The organism is Novosphingobium sp., from assembly GCF_965214355.1.
In the GTDB taxonomy this organism is placed as follows: Bacteria; Pseudomonadota; Alphaproteobacteria; order Sphingomonadales; family Sphingomonadaceae; genus Novosphingobium.
Map to the genome: position 1 here is coordinate 1,498,869 of NZ_CBDCBI010000002.1, position 15,155 is coordinate 1,514,023.

Annotated in this window: 25 protein-coding genes; all 25 read left to right on the top strand. The window is 60.7% G+C overall.

Translation table 11 applies throughout. From position 1 onward, the window contains the following. Positions 1-372: 372 nt before the first annotated feature. Positions 373-744 carry a 30S ribosomal protein S12 gene (gene rpsL, locus ACOOE2_RS07365; RefSeq protein ID WP_028639302.1) on the top strand — a complete coding sequence of 124 codons (372 nt, stop codon included), beginning with the start codon at positions 373-375 and terminating at the stop codon, positions 742-744. A gap of 83 nt (positions 745-827) precedes the next feature. Further along, on the top strand, positions 828-1,298 hold the full coding sequence (gene rpsG / locus ACOOE2_RS07370) for a 30S ribosomal protein S7 (protein WP_420382365.1): 471 nt from the start codon (positions 828-830) through the stop codon (positions 1,296-1,298). Positions 1,299-1,430: 132 nt separating this feature from the next. Continuing rightward, positions 1,431-3,503, top strand: a complete 2,073-nt coding sequence (fusA, locus tag ACOOE2_RS07375; RefSeq protein ID WP_420382366.1) for an elongation factor G — start codon at positions 1,431-1,433, stop codon at positions 3,501-3,503. Positions 3,504-3,680: 177 nt separating this feature from the next. Next, positions 3,681-4,871: an elongation factor Tu gene (gene tuf / locus ACOOE2_RS07380; RefSeq protein WP_420382367.1), complete on the top strand. Its 1,191-nt coding sequence runs from the start codon at positions 3,681-3,683 to the stop codon at positions 4,869-4,871. Between the two features lie 145 nt (positions 4,872-5,016). Continuing rightward, positions 5,017-5,328, top strand: coding sequence for a 30S ribosomal protein S10 (gene rpsJ, locus ACOOE2_RS07385; protein ID WP_420382368.1), 312 nt, complete (start codon positions 5,017-5,019; stop codon positions 5,326-5,328). A 318-nt stretch (positions 5,329-5,646) separates the two neighbouring features. Continuing rightward, entirely contained in the window at positions 5,647-6,381 is a 735-nt protein-coding gene (gene rplC / locus ACOOE2_RS07390; protein ID WP_420382369.1) for a 50S ribosomal protein L3, read from the top strand. Then, positions 6,378-7,001: a 50S ribosomal protein L4 gene (gene rplD, locus ACOOE2_RS07395; protein WP_420382370.1), complete on the top strand. Its 624-nt coding sequence runs from the start codon at positions 6,378-6,380 to the stop codon at positions 6,999-7,001. Before rplC ends, rplD begins: the two co-directional genes overlap by 4 nt. Further along, the gene (locus ACOOE2_RS07400) at positions 6,994-7,302 is read left to right on the top strand and encodes a 50S ribosomal protein L23 (protein ID WP_420382371.1); all 309 of its coding nucleotides are present in this window, start codon (positions 6,994-6,996) and stop codon (positions 7,300-7,302) included. Before rplD ends, ACOOE2_RS07400 begins: the two co-directional genes overlap by 8 nt. 7 nt (positions 7,303-7,309) lie before the next feature. Then, on the top strand, positions 7,310-8,146 hold the full coding sequence (rplB, locus tag ACOOE2_RS07405) for a 50S ribosomal protein L2 (protein ID WP_420382372.1): 837 nt from the start codon (positions 7,310-7,312) through the stop codon (positions 8,144-8,146). Positions 8,147-8,151: 5 nt separating this feature from the next. Next, positions 8,152-8,427 (top strand): 30S ribosomal protein S19, encoded by a 276-nt coding sequence (rpsS, locus tag ACOOE2_RS07410; RefSeq protein ID WP_420382373.1) that lies wholly within the window; start codon positions 8,152-8,154, stop codon positions 8,425-8,427. Then, on the top strand, positions 8,427-8,804 hold the full coding sequence (gene rplV, locus ACOOE2_RS07415) for a 50S ribosomal protein L22 (RefSeq protein ID WP_420382374.1): 378 nt from the start codon (positions 8,427-8,429) through the stop codon (positions 8,802-8,804). The genes rpsS and rplV overlap by 1 nt, the downstream gene beginning before the upstream one ends. A gap of 2 nt (positions 8,805-8,806) precedes the next feature. After that, a complete protein-coding gene (gene rpsC / locus ACOOE2_RS07420; RefSeq protein ID WP_420382375.1) occupies positions 8,807-9,502 on the top strand; it encodes a 30S ribosomal protein S3 in 696 nt (231 codons plus the stop codon). A 16-nt stretch (positions 9,503-9,518) separates the two neighbouring features. After that, on the top strand, positions 9,519-9,953 hold the full coding sequence (gene rplP, locus ACOOE2_RS07425; protein WP_420382376.1) for a 50S ribosomal protein L16: 435 nt from the start codon (positions 9,519-9,521) through the stop codon (positions 9,951-9,953). A 12-nt stretch (positions 9,954-9,965) separates the two neighbouring features. Beyond that, complete coding sequence (gene rpmC / locus ACOOE2_RS07430) at positions 9,966-10,169, top strand: 50S ribosomal protein L29 (RefSeq protein ID WP_420382377.1); 204 nt, start codon at positions 9,966-9,968, stop codon at positions 10,167-10,169. Positions 10,170-10,180: 11 nt separating this feature from the next. After that, positions 10,181-10,450: a 30S ribosomal protein S17 gene (rpsQ, locus tag ACOOE2_RS07435; RefSeq protein WP_420382378.1), complete on the top strand. Its 270-nt coding sequence runs from the start codon at positions 10,181-10,183 to the stop codon at positions 10,448-10,450. A 69-nt stretch (positions 10,451-10,519) separates the two neighbouring features. Further along, positions 10,520-10,888, top strand: a complete 369-nt coding sequence (gene rplN, locus ACOOE2_RS07440) for a 50S ribosomal protein L14 (RefSeq protein ID WP_420382379.1) — start codon at positions 10,520-10,522, stop codon at positions 10,886-10,888. Next, the gene (rplX, locus tag ACOOE2_RS07445; protein ID WP_420382380.1) at positions 10,888-11,205 is read left to right on the top strand and encodes a 50S ribosomal protein L24; all 318 of its coding nucleotides are present in this window, start codon (positions 10,888-10,890) and stop codon (positions 11,203-11,205) included. Before rplN ends, rplX begins: the two co-directional genes overlap by 1 nt. Beyond that, complete coding sequence (gene rplE / locus ACOOE2_RS07450; RefSeq protein ID WP_420382381.1) at positions 11,198-11,779, top strand: 50S ribosomal protein L5; 582 nt, start codon at positions 11,198-11,200, stop codon at positions 11,777-11,779. The genes rplX and rplE overlap by 8 nt, the downstream gene beginning before the upstream one ends. Positions 11,780-11,832: 53 nt before the next feature. Beyond that, positions 11,833-12,138, top strand: a complete 306-nt coding sequence (gene rpsN, locus ACOOE2_RS07455; protein ID WP_420382382.1) for a 30S ribosomal protein S14 — start codon at positions 11,833-11,835, stop codon at positions 12,136-12,138. Positions 12,139-12,148: 10 nt separating this feature from the next. Further along, positions 12,149-12,544 carry a 30S ribosomal protein S8 gene (gene rpsH, locus ACOOE2_RS07460; protein WP_420382383.1) on the top strand — a complete coding sequence of 132 codons (396 nt, stop codon included), beginning with the start codon at positions 12,149-12,151 and terminating at the stop codon, positions 12,542-12,544. Beyond that, entirely contained in the window at positions 12,544-13,077 is a 534-nt protein-coding gene (gene rplF, locus ACOOE2_RS07465; RefSeq protein WP_420382384.1) for a 50S ribosomal protein L6, read from the top strand. Before rpsH ends, rplF begins: the two co-directional genes overlap by 1 nt. Then, the gene (gene rplR, locus ACOOE2_RS07470; protein ID WP_420382385.1) at positions 13,077-13,427 is read left to right on the top strand and encodes a 50S ribosomal protein L18; all 351 of its coding nucleotides are present in this window, start codon (positions 13,077-13,079) and stop codon (positions 13,425-13,427) included. Before rplF ends, rplR begins: the two co-directional genes overlap by 1 nt. Before the next feature lie 3 nt (positions 13,428-13,430). After that, on the top strand, positions 13,431-14,195 hold the full coding sequence (rpsE, locus tag ACOOE2_RS07475; protein WP_420382386.1) for a 30S ribosomal protein S5: 765 nt from the start codon (positions 13,431-13,433) through the stop codon (positions 14,193-14,195). 6 nt (positions 14,196-14,201) lie between these two features. After that, positions 14,202-14,378: a 50S ribosomal protein L30 gene (gene rpmD / locus ACOOE2_RS07480; RefSeq protein WP_420382387.1), complete on the top strand. Its 177-nt coding sequence runs from the start codon at positions 14,202-14,204 to the stop codon at positions 14,376-14,378. A 173-nt stretch (positions 14,379-14,551) separates the two neighbouring features. Next, complete coding sequence (gene rplO, locus ACOOE2_RS07485) at positions 14,552-15,079, top strand: 50S ribosomal protein L15 (RefSeq protein ID WP_420384574.1); 528 nt, start codon at positions 14,552-14,554, stop codon at positions 15,077-15,079. Positions 15,080-15,155: the final 76 nt, after the last annotated feature.

A 15,155-nucleotide genomic window follows, 5' to 3' on the forward strand; every position in this document is an offset into this window, starting at 1 on the left:
GGAGTGACGCCAAAGCCTGAGGCAAAGCCAAAACCGCATGCCGCAGGCCTGGGTCGATCGGTCACTTGACCTCGACCGGACTCGCGCGTAATGGGCCACCTCCGGAATAAGCCCGGGCAGATCGCGTGTCGAACCTGTCCGGCCTGAATCATTCGAGCTGAACATTGGCGGTGTGTGCCTGTCTCATGACAAGCGGGACGGCATAAAGCGTCAAAGTAACCCGGTGCCATAGTGCATGGGTGGAGTGTTTTCGGCTCGCGCAGGACCATGCGTCCACCTTTACAAAGAGGTGGCGCATGCAGTCTCTTCGCGATCCCCGTATCCGCTTCACCACTGCGCCACGGCGACCAGAACCAAGGTGAAGTTTTCACAATGCCAACGATCAACCAGCTGGTCCGCAAGGGCCGCGTTCCGCAGAAGGCCAAGAGCAAGGTCCCTGCGATGGAACAGAACCCGCAAAAGCGCGGCGTCTGCACCCGCGTGTATACCACGACCCCGAAAAAGCCGAACTCGGCTTTGCGCAAGGTCGCAAAGATCCGCCTGACCAACAGCCGCGAAGTCATTTCGTACATCCCTGGCGAAGGCCATAACCTGCAGGAACATTCGGTCGTGCTGATCCGTGGGGGCCGCGTTCGCGATCTTCCCGGCGTGCGCTACCATGTGCTGCGCGGCGTGCTCGATACCCAGGGCGTCAAGGATCGCAAGCAGAGCCGTTCGAAGTACGGCGCCAAGCGTCCGAAGTAAGCCTCTCAAGGCTGATCGTACGGAAATTGCGGGCGAGCCCCTGAATCGAAGGATTTGGGCTGCCCAGTCAGAAGGAATACTTTATGTCACGTCGTCGTCGTCCGGAAAAGCGGGTCATCCTGCCCGATCCGAAGTTCGGTGATCAGACTCTGTCGAAGTTCATGAACAACCTCATGTACGACGGCAAGAAGTCGAATGCCGAAGGCATCGTCTACGGTGCGCTCGATACCATGCTGGCGCGGGCGAAAGCCGATCCGTTGCAGCTGTTCCATGATGCGCTGAACAATGTGAAGCCGCAGATCGAAGTGCGTTCGCGCCGCGTCGGTGGTGCCACGTACCAGGTGCCGGTCGAAGTGCGCCCCGAGCGCGCCCAGGCTCTGGCGATCCGCTGGCTGATCACGGCCGCGCGCAACCGTTCGGAAACGACGATGTCGGCACGCCTGTCGGCAGAGTTGCTCGACGCTGCCAACAACCGTGGCAACGCGGTGAAGAAGCGTGAAGACACCCACCGTATGGCCGACGCCAACCGTGCGTTCAGCCACTACCGCTGGTAATTGCGTCGCGATCGCGGGGTGCGGCTTTCCCGCGCCCCGCTGTCGCACCATATAGCAGCGTAACACTACGGTCACAGTACTGAACCAATGGGCGGTGCTGCCACCACTCATTCGACCTTCGAGGAACTCCCCATGCCCCGCAGCACGCCGCTCGAGCGCTATCGCAATATCGGCATCATGGCGCATATCGACGCCGGCAAGACGACCACCACCGAACGCATCCTGTATTACACGGGCAAGTCCTACAAGATCGGCGAAGTCCATGACGGCGCCGCGACGATGGACTGGATGGAGCAGGAACAGGAACGCGGCATCACGATCACGTCGGCCGCGACGACCTGCTTCTGGGGCGATTACCGCATCAACATCATCGACACCCCCGGGCACGTCGATTTCACCATCGAAGTCGAACGCAGCTTGCGCGTACTCGATGGCGCGGTCGCATGCTTCGACGGCGTGGCCGGTGTCGAGCCGCAATCCGAAACGGTGTGGCGCCAGGCCGACAAGTACGGCGTGCCGCGCATGTGCTTCGTCAACAAGCTTGATCGCACCGGCGCCAGCTTCAAGTTCTGCGTGCAGTCGATCATCGATCGCCTGGGCGCCAAGCCTGCCGTCCTGTATCTGCCGATCGGCGCCGAAGCCGACTTCATCGGCCTGGTCGATCTGGTGCACAACCGCGCGATCATCTGGACCGACGAAAGCCTCGGCGCGAATTTCGAATACACCGAAATTCCGGCCGACATGGTCGACGAAGCCGAAGACTATCGCACGCAGCTGATCGAACTGGTCGTCGACCAGGATGACGAAGTGATGGAAGCGTATCTCGAAGGCACCCTGCCCGATGTCGACACGCTGAAGCGCATGATCCGCAAGGGCACGCTGGCGCAGGCGTTCGTGCCGGTGGTGTGCGGCTCGGCGTTCAAGAACAAGGGCGTGCAGCCTTTGCTCGATGCCGTGGTCGATTACATGCCGTCGCCGCTCGATATTGCCGACGTGCAGGGGATCAATCCCGACAACAACGAGCCGGCAACCCGTCCGACCGCCGACGATGCGCCATTCTCGGGCCTGGCGTTCAAGATCATGAACGATCCGTTCGTGGGCAGCCTGACCTTCCTGCGCGTGTATTCGGGTACCCTGGTCAAGGGCACGTATCTGAATTCGGTAAAGGACAAGAAGGAAAAGGTCGGCCGCATGCTGCTGATGCATTCCAACAACCGCGAAGATATCGACGCGGCCTATGCGGGTGACATCGTGGCTCTGGCGGGTCTGAAGGAAACGACGACCGGCGACACGCTGTGCGCCGAACGCTCGCCGATCATTCTGGAACGGATGGAATTTCCCGATCCGGTCATCGAATTGTCGGTGGAACCCAAGACCAAGGCCGACCAGGAAAAGATGGGCATCGCGCTGCATCGCCTGTCTGCCGAGGATCCGTCGTTCCGCGTGGCGACCGACCACGAATCGGGCCAGACGATCATCAAGGGGATGGGCGAGCTCCACCTCGAAATCATCGTCGATCGCATGCGCCGCGAATTCAAGGTCGAAGCCAATGTCGGTGCCCCGCAAGTGGCGTACCGCGAATCGCTCGGCCGCGAAGCCGATATCGATTACACCCACAAGAAGCAGTCGGGTGGTTCGGGCCAGTTCGGCCGTATCAAGTTCAAGGTCGTTCCGGGCGAGCGCGGTTCGGGCATCCAGTTCTTCGACGAAGTAAAGGGCGGCAACATCCCGCGCGAATACATTCCGTCGGTGGAAAAGGGCATGCGCGAGACAGCAGCGACCGGCAGCCTGATCGGGTTCCCGATCATCGATTTCAACATCCACCTGGTGGACGGCGCGTATCACGACGTCGACTCATCGGCGCTGGCATTTGAAATCGCAGGGCGCGCCGGCATGCGCGAAGCCGCGCAGAAAGCAGGCATCAAGCTGCTCGAACCGATCATGAAAGTTGAAGTCGTCACCCCTGAAGATTTCATGGGCGATGTCATCGGCGATCTGAACTCGCGTCGCGGGCAGATCCAGGGCACCGACAGCCGGGGCAATGCCCAGGTCGTCGAAGCGATCGTGCCGCTGGCCAACATGTTCGGCTACGTCAACACGCTGCGTTCGTTCACACAAGGACGCGCGCAGTACACGATGCAGTTCTCGCATTACGACGAAGTCCCGGCGAACGTCGCGACCGAGTTGAAGGAAAAGATGGCCTGATGAGCCAGGGGTTTGCGAATTTCACGGGGTTCGTGAAATTCGTTCCCCGAACCATCAACGATACGCTTGCTTGATCCTTGCGATCACGCTAGGGGCGGCGCCTGAATTTCTGGCGCGAGTCTGGCCTGGTGCCGCTCCAACAGCAGTCACTCAAAGATTGAAAAGAAGGTTTGGACAATGGCGAAGGCTAAGTTTGAGCGGAACAAGCCGCACTGCAACATCGGCACCATCGGTCACGTCGACCATGGCAAGACCACGCTGACCGCAGCGATCACCAAGGTGCTGTCAAAGACCGGTGGCGCTGTGTTCACCGACTATGCCAACATCGACAAGGCGCCTGAAGAGCGCGAGCGCGGCATCACCATTTCGACCGCGCACGTCGAATATGAAACCGCCAACCGCCACTATGCGCACGTCGATTGTCCGGGCCACGCCGATTATGTGAAGAACATGATCACCGGTGCGGCACAGATGGATGGCGCCATTCTGGTTGTGAACGCTGCTGACGGCCCGATGCCGCAGACTCGCGAACACATCCTGCTTGCACGCCAGGTCGGCGTTCCTGCACTGGTCGTGTACATGAACAAGGTTGACCAGGTCGACGACGACGAAATCCTCGAACTGGTCGAGCTCGAAGTGCGCGAACTGCTGTCGTCGTACGATTATCCTGGCGATGACATCCCGATCGTCAAGGGTTCGGCTCTGGCCGCGCTCGAAGGCCGGAACGAAGCCATCGGCGAAAATTCGATCCTCGAACTGATGGCCGCAGTCGACTCGTACATCCCGCAGCCGCCGCGTCCTACCGACAAGCCGTTCCTGATGCCCGTCGAAGACGTGTTCTCGATTTCGGGCCGCGGCACCGTGGTGACCGGCCGTATCGAAACCGGCATCATCAAGGTTGGCGAAGAAGTCGAAATCATCGGCCTGAAGAACACGCAGAAGACGACCGTTACGGGCGTTGAAATGTTCCGCAAGCTGCTCGACCAGGGCGAAGCAGGCGACAACGTCGGCGCGCTGTGCCGCGGCATCAAGCGTGAAGACGTTGAGCGCGGCCAGGTTCTGGCCAAGCCCGGCACCTGCACGCCGCACACCGACTTCAACGCCGAAGTCTATGTGCTGTCGAAGGATGAAGGCGGCCGTCACACGCCGTTCTTTGCCAACTATCGTCCGCAGTTCTACTTCCGCACGACCGACGTGACGGGTGAAGTGGTTCTGCCCGAAGGCACCGAAATGGTGATGCCTGGCGACAACGTATCGATCGGCATCAAGCTGATCGCGCCGATCGCGATGGATGAAGGTCTGCGCTTCGCAATTCGCGAAGGTGGCCGCACCGTCGGTTCGGGGGTTGTCAGCAAGATCACGAAGTAATATAGGCCCCGCTCCGGCGAGAGATTCGCGTCTCTCGCCGGTCGGTTTTCACGGGCTGTAACGCCTCTCTCCGGTGCCCGGGTACCAGGATGACGAGGCGATACGGCTTGTTATGTGTTTAGCTCTTTCGCATCGGTAAACGGACATGGACGCCCAGAATATCCGCATTCGCCTCAAGGCATTCGATCACCGCGTGCTCGACCAGGCAACTGGCGAAATCGCGGAAACCGCACGCCGCACCGGCGCGCTGATCCGGGGCCCCATTCCCCTGCCGACGCGTATCGAGAAGTTCTGCGTCAACCGCGGACCGCACGTCGACAAGAAGTCGCGTGAACAGTTCGAAGTTCGTACGTACAAGCGCCTGCTCGATATCGTTCAGCCCAATGCGGCGACGGTCGACGCGCTGATGAAGCTGGACCTCGCGGCCGGCGTCAACGTGGAAATCAAGCTCGCGTAAGCGGGTCTGATACGAAGGTTTCGGGGCCCCGGGTGTAAAGTCCGTTGCTCCAAAAGTCCTTTTCGGCAGCTCGGTCCAACCGGTTGCCACCAGGCGGACCGGGCCAAACAACAGCCAGGTTTGTTCTGACCAAGGGATACCTCCGGCATCCGCCGTTTCTTCGGAAATGGCACCTGGCCGGGAAAGCGTCCCCCGTTGGTTCTCGTGCGATTGTTCGTACGAGGGCATTCAGCCCGGACGGGGGCGCGCTTCACTTTACGGGCTGAACACGCATGGAGGGGATGGTCCTCTTCATGCCTCTGTTTGGGAGTACTGATCATGCGCACCGGCGTGATCGCGAAGAAGGTGGGGATGACTCGCCTTTTCCAGGAAGATGGTCGGCATGTCCCGGTCACTGTCCTTTCGCTTGAAGATTGCCAGGTGGTCTCGGTCCGCACCGCAGAAGTCGACGGTTACGTCGCGCTTCAGCTTGGTGCAGGCGTGGCCAAACAAAAGAACGTTGCCAAGCCGCAGCGTGAACACTTCGCCAAGGCCCAGGTGCCGTTGAAGGCCGAAGTCGCCGAATTCCGCGTTGCAGACGATGCCACGCTCGAGGTCGGTTCGACGATCGCCGCATCGCACTTCGCCATTGGCCAGTATGTCGACATCACCGGTCATACGCAGGGCAAGGGTTTTGCCGGCGCGATGAAGCGCTGGGGCTTCGGCGGCATGCGCGCGACGCATGGTGTGTCGATCTCGCATCGTGCCCACGGTTCGACTGGCCAGCGCCAGGATCCGGGCAAGGTGTTCAAGAACAAGAAGATGGCCGGCCACATGGGCGACCGTCAGCGCACCCAGCAAAACCTCGAAATCGTTCGTGTCGACGACGCGCGCGGCCTGATCTTTGTCAAGGGCTCGGTGCCCGGATCGAAGAACACCTGGCTGCTCGTACGCGATGCGGTCAAGATCGATCGCCATGCCGAGGCGCCGTATCCGGCCGGCCTCAAGCAGGCTTCCAACAACAACGAAGTTGCTGCCGACGCTGCGACTGACGGCCAGGAGGACAACTCGTGAAAGTTCAGGTCCTCAAACTGGACGGGACTGCCGCAGGCGACCTCGAGTTGTCGGATGACGTGTTCGGCATCGCGCCGCGCTCGGACATTCTGCACCGCGTCGTTACCTGGCAGCTCGAAAACCGTCGCGGTATCGCCCGCAAGGCGCGTGAACGCAGCGAAGTGTCGCGCACCGGCAAGAAGTTCGGTCGTCAGAAGGGCGGCGGTACGGCGCGTCACGGCGATCGTTCGGCCCCGATCTTCATCGGCGGTGGTAAAGCCCATGGTCCGCGTCTGCGCGAATTCGACGTTTCGTTGAACAAGAAGATCCGTGCACTCGGCCTGAAAATGGCATTGTCATCGAAGACCGACGGCAACCTCGTGATCGTCGACAATCTCGAACTGACTGACGCCAAGACCAAAGTGCTGGTGGGAATTCTCGCCGGTGCCGGGTTCGGCAAAAAGGTACTCGTGGTTGATGGTGAAGCAGTGAACGAGGGCTTTGCCCGCGCGGCCGGAAACATCATCGGTATCAACGTGATGCCCGCGATCGGTGCCAACGTTTACGACATCCTGAAGCATGACACGCTGGTGCTGACGCGCTCGGCAGTCGAAAAGCTGGAGGCCAGGTTCAATGGCTAAGGACGCAGCAATCAACGCGCGCCATTACGACGTGATCGTGGCTCCCCACATCACCGAAAAGGCGACGCTGTTGTCCGAACACAACGCGGTTGTGTTCAAGGTCGCGCAAGACGCGTCCAAGCCCCAGATCAAGGCAGCCATCGAAGCGATTTACAATGTAAAGGTCGCTGCGGTGAACACCCTGGTTCAAAAGGGCAAGACCAAGCGTTGGAAGGGCAAGCCCTACCGTCGTTCCGATGTCAAAAAAGCCGTTGTGACGCTGGCCCAGGGCCAGTCGATCGACGTCACCAGCGGGGTCTGAGGGCACCATGGCACTTAAAAGCTATAACCCGACCAGCCCGGCGCGCCGTGGCCTGGTCCTTGTCGACAAGTCGTCGCTGTGGAAGGGCAAACCGGTCAAGGCATTGACCGAGGGCAAGTCCAAGACCGGCGGCCGCAACAACAAAGGCCATGTGACCAGCCGCGGTATCGCGGGCGGCCACAAGCAGAAGTACCGCTTCATCGACTTCAAGCGTCGCAAGTGGGACCAGCCTGCAACGGTCGAACGCCTGGAATACGATCCCAACCGCACGGCCTTCATCGCTCTGGTGAAGTATGCGGATGGCGAACTGACCTATATCCTGGCGCCGCAGCGTCTGGCCGTTGGTGACAGCATTGTCGCCGGCGAAAAGACCGACGTGAAGCCGGGTAATGCGATGCTGCTGTCGCAGATGCCGATCGGTACCATTGTCCACAACGTGGAAATGAAGCCCGGCAAAGGTGGTCAGATCGCACGATCGGCAGGCACGTATGTGCAGGTCGTCGGCCGTGATCGCGGACAGGTGATCGTTCGCCTGAACTCGGGTGAGCAGCGTTACCTGCGCGGCGATTGCATGGGCACGGTTGGCGCGGTTTCGAACCCCGACAACGGGAACACCAACCTGGCGAAGGCCGGTCGCAACCGTTGGCTGGGCAAGCGCCCGCTGACGCGCGGTGTCGCCAAGAACCCGGTCGACCATCCGCACGGTGGTGGTGAAGGTCGTACTTCGGGCGGTCGTCATCCGGTTACGCCGTGGGGCAAGCCGACCAAGGGGGCCCGTACCCGTCACAACAAGCGCACGGATAACCAGATTATCCGTTCGCGCCACGCGAAGAAGAAGAGGTAACCCCTATGGCACGCTCCGTATGGAAGGGCCCCTTCGTCGAATTGCACCTGATCAAGAAGGCGGAAGCCGCTCAGGACGCAACTCGCGCGGCCCCGATCAAGACCTGGTCGCGTCGTTCGACCATCCTGCCGCAGTTCGTTGGCCTGACATTCAGTGTCTACAACGGACACAAGTTCATCCCGGTCTCAGTCAATGAAGACATGGTCGGGCACAAGCTTGGCGAATTTGCGCCCACGCGCACGTTCCCTGGCCATGCTGCTGACAAGAAGGGCAAGCGCTGATGAGCAAGTCTGCATCTCCGCGCCGCGTCGGTGACAAGGAAGCGCTGGCTGTCGGCACCACGATCCGTGGTTCGGCACAAAAGCTCAACCTGGTTGCCGCGCTGATCCGCAACCGGAAAGTCGAAGACGCCCTCAACATCCTGGCGTTTTCGCGCAAGGGCATGGCTGTCGACGCACGCAAGGTGCTCGCTTCGGCGATCGCCAATGCGGAAAACAACCACAACCTTGATGTCGATGCGCTGATCGTGGCGGAAGCCAGCGTCGGCAAGTCGATCATGATGAAGCGCTTCCACACCCGTGGTCGTGGCAAGTCGACCCGTATCCTGAAGCCGATTTCACGGCTGCGGATCGTTGTCCGTGAAGTCGAGGAGGCCTGATCATGGGTCACAAATCCAACCCCATCGGTCTGCGCCTGCAGATCAACCGTACGTGGGACAGCCGCTGGTTTGCCGAAGGCAAGACCTATCAGCGCCTGCTCCGCGAAGACCTTCAGATCCGCAAGTTCATCGTCGAAAGCCTGCCCCAGGCAGCGATTTCGAAAGTGGTGATCGAACGTCCGGCCAAAGTGTGCCGTGTGTCGATCTATGCGGCGCGTCCCGGCGTGATCATCGGCAAGAAGGGTGCGGACATCGAAAAGCTGCGCGCCCGCCTGTCGAAGCTGACGTCGAGCGATGTGAAGCTGAACATCGTCGAAATCCGCAAGCCCGAAGTTGATTCGAAGCTTGTGGCGCAGGGCATTGCCGACCAGCTGGTTCGCCGCGTGGCGTTCCGCCGTGCGATGAAGCGCGCTGTGCAATCGGCGCTGCGTCTGGGTGCCGAAGGCATCAAGATCACCTGTGGCGGCCGTTTGGGCGGCGCGGAAATCGCGCGCGTCGAATGGTACCGTGAAGGTCGCGTGCCTTTGCACACGCTGCGCGCGAACATCGACTACGCCGAAGCCGAAGCCCACACCGCCTACGGTGTGATCGGCATCAAGACCTGGATCTTCAAGGGCGAGATCCTGGGACACGACCCGATGGCGCAAGACCGCCTCATGCTCGAGGCACAGACCTCGGGCGTGCGTCCGTCACGCTGAGGGAAGGGTACAGGCCATGTTGCAACCTAAAAAATCCAAGTTTCGCAAGGCGTTCAAGGGACGCCTCAAGGGCAATGCCAAAGGCGGCACCGATCTGAACTTCGGTTCGTACGGGCTGAAGGCGCTGGCGCCGGACCGCGTTACCGCGCGTCAGATCGAAGCGGCCCGCCGTGCGATCACGCGCCACATCCGCCGTCAGGGCCGTCTGTGGATCCGGATTTTCCCGGATCTGCCGGTGTCGAAGAAGCCTGCCGAAGTCCGCCAGGGCAAGGGCAAGGGTTCGGTCGAATACTGGGCCGCACGCGTCAAACCGGGCAAGATCCTGTTTGAACTCGATGGCGTTCCGGGTCCGCTCGCCGCCGAAGCGTTCGAGCGTGCCGCAATGAAATTGCCGATCAAGACGAAGGTCGTCGCCCGCCTGGGTGATACTTCGCACCTTGGCGGCGAGTAAGGAGGAAAGACCATGGCGAAGTTCGAGGACATGCGCCTCAAGAGCGACGACCAGCTTTCCGCTGATCTCGTCGAACTGAAGCGCGAACAGTTCAACCTGCGGTTTCAGGCCGCAACCAACCAGCTGGAACGTCCGGCCCGCATCCGTGAAGTGCGTCGCGATATCGCACGCATCAAGACGCTGCAGACCGAACGTACTTCCGCGGTCAAGGTCTGAGGAGAACCAACGTGCCCAAGCGTATCCTGGTCGGGACGGTGGTTTCCGACAAGAATGAAAAGACCGTGGTGGTCAAGGTCGAGCGCAAGGTAAAGCATCCGCTTTACGGCAAGATCATCCGCCGCTCGAAGAAGTATCATGCCCATGACGAGGACAATTCGTTCAAGCTGGGTGAGACGGTACGCATCGAGGAAACCGCACCGATGTCCAAGTTGAAAACCTGGAAAGTCATCGAGCGCGTGTTGGCCGGTAAGACCGCCGCGATTGAAGCCGACATTTAAGTCGGGTTCGAGACCAAATTTGGAACTGCCGGACTGGTTTCGGCAAGCCAGTGAGAAGGAACCGGATCAATGATCCAGATGCAATCCAATCTTGAAGTCGCTGACAACAGCGGCGCCAAGCGCGTCCAGTGCATCAAGGTGCTGGGCGGGTCGAAGCGCCGGTTTGCCGGCGTCGGCGACGTCATCGTGGTGTCGATCAAGGAAGCACAGCCACGCGCCCGCGTCAAAAAGGGTGACGTACACCGCGCCGTGATCGTACGCACCCGCAAGGATGTACGCCGCGCCGATGGTACGGTCATTCGTTTCGACACGAACGCTGCGGTGCTCGTCGGCAAGAACGAAGAGCCGATCGGCACGCGTATCTTTGGCCCGGTGGTCCGTGAACTGCGCGCGCGCGGTTTCATGAAGATCATCAGCCTTGCGCCGGAGGTGCTGTAATGTCTGCAGCCAAAATCAAGAAGGGCGACAGCGTCGTCATTCGTGCGGGCAAGGACAAGGGCCGGACCGGTACGGTCCTGCAGGTCATGCCCAAGGACGACAAGGTTGTCGTTGGCGGCATCAACATCGCCACGCGTCACCGCAAGCCGAGCCAGCAGAACCCGCAGGGCGGTCTCGACCGTTTCGAAGCGCCGATGCACATCTCGAACGTCGCGGTTGCCGACAAGGACGGCAAACCCACGCGCGTCCGTTTTGAAACCAAGGACGGCAAGAAGGTCCGCGTGGCCGCCAAGTCCGGGGAGGCGATCGATGGCTGATAAGTATGTGCCACGGATGAAGGCCAAGTTTGAAGCCGAGATCGCAGCCGCGATGCAGGCCAAATTCGGCTACAAGAACGTGATGGAAATTCCCAAGATCGAAAAGATCACGCTCAACATGGGCGTCGGCGAAGCCAGCCAGGACAAGAAAAAAGTCCAGACGGCCGCTGCCGAAATGGAAAAGATCGCCGGCCAGAAGGCCGTGATCACCAAGGCGAAGAAGTCGATCGCACAGTTCAAGCTGCGCGAAGGCATGCCGATCGGTTGCAAGGTCACCTTGCGCCGCGAACGGATGTTCGAATTCCTTGACCGCCTGATCACCGTTGCAATGCCGCGCATCCGCGATTTTCGGGGCCTGAACCCGAAATCGTTCGATGGGCGTGGCAACTATGCGATGGGTCTCAAGGAACAGATCATCTTTCCAGAGATCAGCTATGATCAGATCGAAAAGGTGCGTGGGCTTGACATCATCGTGACCACCACTGCCAAGACCGATGACGAAGCGCGCGAGTTGCTGCGTCTGTTCGGTTTTCCCTTTCCACGCGAAACCGAAGAGCCCGCGAAGGCTGCCTGATTTGGCAGCTTCGACGGTTCTGACATTCCAATTGGAAGAAAGAGCTTAAGTCCATGGCGAAACTGAGTTCGATCAATAAGAACGAGCGGCGCAAGAAGCTCGTTGTTAAGTACGCGGCCAAGATCACCGCATTGAAGGCCCAGGCCAACGACAAGGCACTCGACGAAACCGAGCGTCTGATCGCGCGCCTGAAACTGGCCGAAGTTCCCCGCAACGCAAACCCGACCCGGGTGCGCAACCGTTGCGCCACCACGGGCCGTCCGCGCGGCTATTATCGCAAGTTCGGGCTTTGCCGCATCGAACTGCGCGATCTCGGCAACAAGGGGTTGATCCCCGGGCTGACAAAGTCGAGCTGGTAAGGATAGAGCGATGGCATTGACCGATCCACTGGGTGACATGCTCACCCGTATCCGCAACGGCCAGCGCGCGAAGAAGGATTCCGTCCTTTCGCCCGCTTCGAAGTTGCGTTCGCATGTGCTCGAAGTGCTTCAGCGCGAAGGCTATATCCGCGGCTTCACCGAAGACGCCACGGGTCTGCACCCGCAGCTGCGCATCGAGCTCAAATATTTCGAGGGCCAGCCGGCAATCAAGCACGTCGCACGTGTTTCGAAGCCGGGTCGCCGGGTCTATTCGGGTTCGAAAGAACTGCCGGTGATCCGCAATGGCCTGGGCATCACGATCGTATCGACCCCGCGCGGCGTGCTTTCGGATGCCGAAGCGCGCGCTGCCAATGTCGGTGGCGAAGTGCTGGCGGAGGTATTCTGATGAGCCGCATCGGTAAAAAACCGGTTGCGATCCCTTCGGGGGTTTCGGCCGATATCGCCAACGGCGTGCTGACAGTCAAAGGGCCCAAGGGTTCGTTGACGCTGAAGCTCGCCGACGAGGTTACGTATGCTGTCGAAGGTGACACCATCGCGATCAAGCCTGCGAACGACGGCCGTGTGGCCCGCGCGTTCTGGGGCCTGCAACGCACATTGGTGTCGAACCTGGTGACGGGTGTGACCGACGGTTACACCAAGACTCTGCTGATCACCGGCGTCGGTTATCGTGCGACCTCGCAAGGGGCCAATCTGAAGCTGCAGCTCGGCTACAGCCACGACGTCGATTATGCGATCCCCGAAGGGATCGACATCAAGACGCCGGACAACACGACGATCAACATTTCCGGCATCGACAAGCAGAAGGTCGGGCAGGTTGCGGCCGAGATCCGTCGCTGGCGCAAGCCCGAACCCTACAAGGGCAAGGGTATCAAGTACCGCGGCGAGTTCATCTTCCGCAAGGAAGGGAAGAAGAAGTAATGGCCAAGCTGTCACTCTTTGCACGCCGTCGTCGCCGGGTGCGCACCGCACTCAAGGCACGTTCCGGCGGGCGTCCTCGCCTGTCCGTGCATCGTTCGGGCCGTCACATCTATGCCCAGATCATCGACGATCTTGGTGGCCAGACCCTGGCTGCCTCGTCTTCGCTGCTGAAGGGCGAGAAGTCGATCGGCGCGAACATCGATGCTGCGGTCAAAGTCGGCAAGGACATTGCTGAAAAAGCCAAAGCTGCCGGCATCACCGCTGTCGTGTTCGATCGCGGCGGTTTCCTGTTCCATGGTCGCGTCAAGGCGCTGGCCGACGCTGCCCGCGAAGGCGGTCTGGAGTTCTAAGACATGGCAGATGAACCCACAGAAGGCGGCAACGCCATCGAAGCGGCACCCGCACCCGAAGCTCGTGAATCGCGCGGACCCGGTGGTCCGGGCGGCCCTGGTGGCGGTCGCGGCCGTGGCCGCGGCAACAACGATCGCAACAACAGCGGCGGCAACAACAACGACCGTGGTCGTGGCCGCGGCGGCAACGATCGCGATCGTCGCGGTGGTCGCGGCGGTGACGAGGACGGTGGTGAAGAGCTGATCGAAAAGCTCGTGCACATCAATCGCGTTTCCAAAACCGTGAAGGGCGGCAAGCGCTTCGGCTTTGCGGCGCTCGTCGTGGTTGGCGATGGCAAGGGCCGGGTCGGTTTCGGCCATGGCAAGGCACGCGAAGTGCCCGAGGCGATCACCAAGGCGACCGCGTCGGCCAAGAAGAAGATGATCCGCGTTGCGCTCAAGGAAGGCCGCACGCTGCACCATGATGGCCTCGGCCGTTTCGGTGCGGGCAAAGTGGCGCTGCGTTCGGCTCCGGCCGGGACCGGCATCATCGCCGGTGGCCCGATGCGCGCCGTCTTCGAAAGCCTGGGTGTTCATGACGTGGTGACCAAGTCGGTCGGCACATCGAACCCCTACAACATGATCCGCGCCACATTCGACGCGCTGGGTGAACAGACTTCGCCGAAGTCGGTTTCGCAGCGCCGGGGCAAGAAGGTCGCAGACCTGCTTGGTCGTGGCGGCGCGGCTCCGGTGGAAGCGCAAGCTGCTGCCGAAGCCATCGTGGAGTAACAGATCATGGCAACCATCAAGATCAAGCAGATCTCATCGCCGATCCGCCGCCCCGGCCACCAGCGCAAGACGCTGATCGGCCTGGGCCTGAACAAGATGCATCGTGTCGTCGAAATCGAAGACACCGCAGAAGTTCGCGGCGCGATCGCCAAACTGCCCCACATGGTGGCAGTGATCGACTGAACCTCTCGGTTCGGGCAATTGGCTGAGCCTTCGGGTTCGGTTGAACAGAATTTCCCCGGCGGAAACGCCGGGGTTTTTCGTTTGATGACAACTAATGACAAATCCTGGCGATGTCGCTAAGGGCCACGTCTCCCATCAGCGCGACTCAAAGCGAAAGCGAGTGCTTCATGACTATCAAACTCAACGAAATCGCCGACAATGAAGGCGCCCGCAAGGGCCGTATGCGCGTCGGACGCGGCATCGGTTCGGGCAAGGGCAAGACCGCAGGGCGCGGCCAGAAGGGCGCCAAGGCGCGTTCGGGCGTGTCAGTCAACGGTTTCGAAGGCGGCCAGATGCCGCTGCACATGCGTATCCCTAAGCGCGGCTTCAACAACATCTTCGCCAAGGACTATTCCGAGGTCAACCTTGGCCTGGTGCAAAAGGCGATCGACGCGGGCAAGCTCGATGCCAATGCCGTGATCGACCAGGCAGCGCTGCGCGCGGCCGGCCTGTCGCGTGGTGGCAAGGACGGCGTGCGCCTGCTCGCCAAGGGCGAACTGACCAGCAAGGTCAGCTTCAAGCTGGCCGGCATTTCCAAGGGTGCGGCCAGTGCGGTCGAAGCCCTGGGCGGCAAGGTCGAACTGATCGTGCGGGCTCCCAAGGTTACGCCGGAAGAGGCCAAGGCTGCTCGCGCCAAGGCGCGCGCTGCAAAGACAGCCTGATTATTTTACGCTGCCAGATTCTTCTACGTTAAATGCGTGAATTGCGGCGGGCGCAGGGGTGTTGCATCCCTGCGCC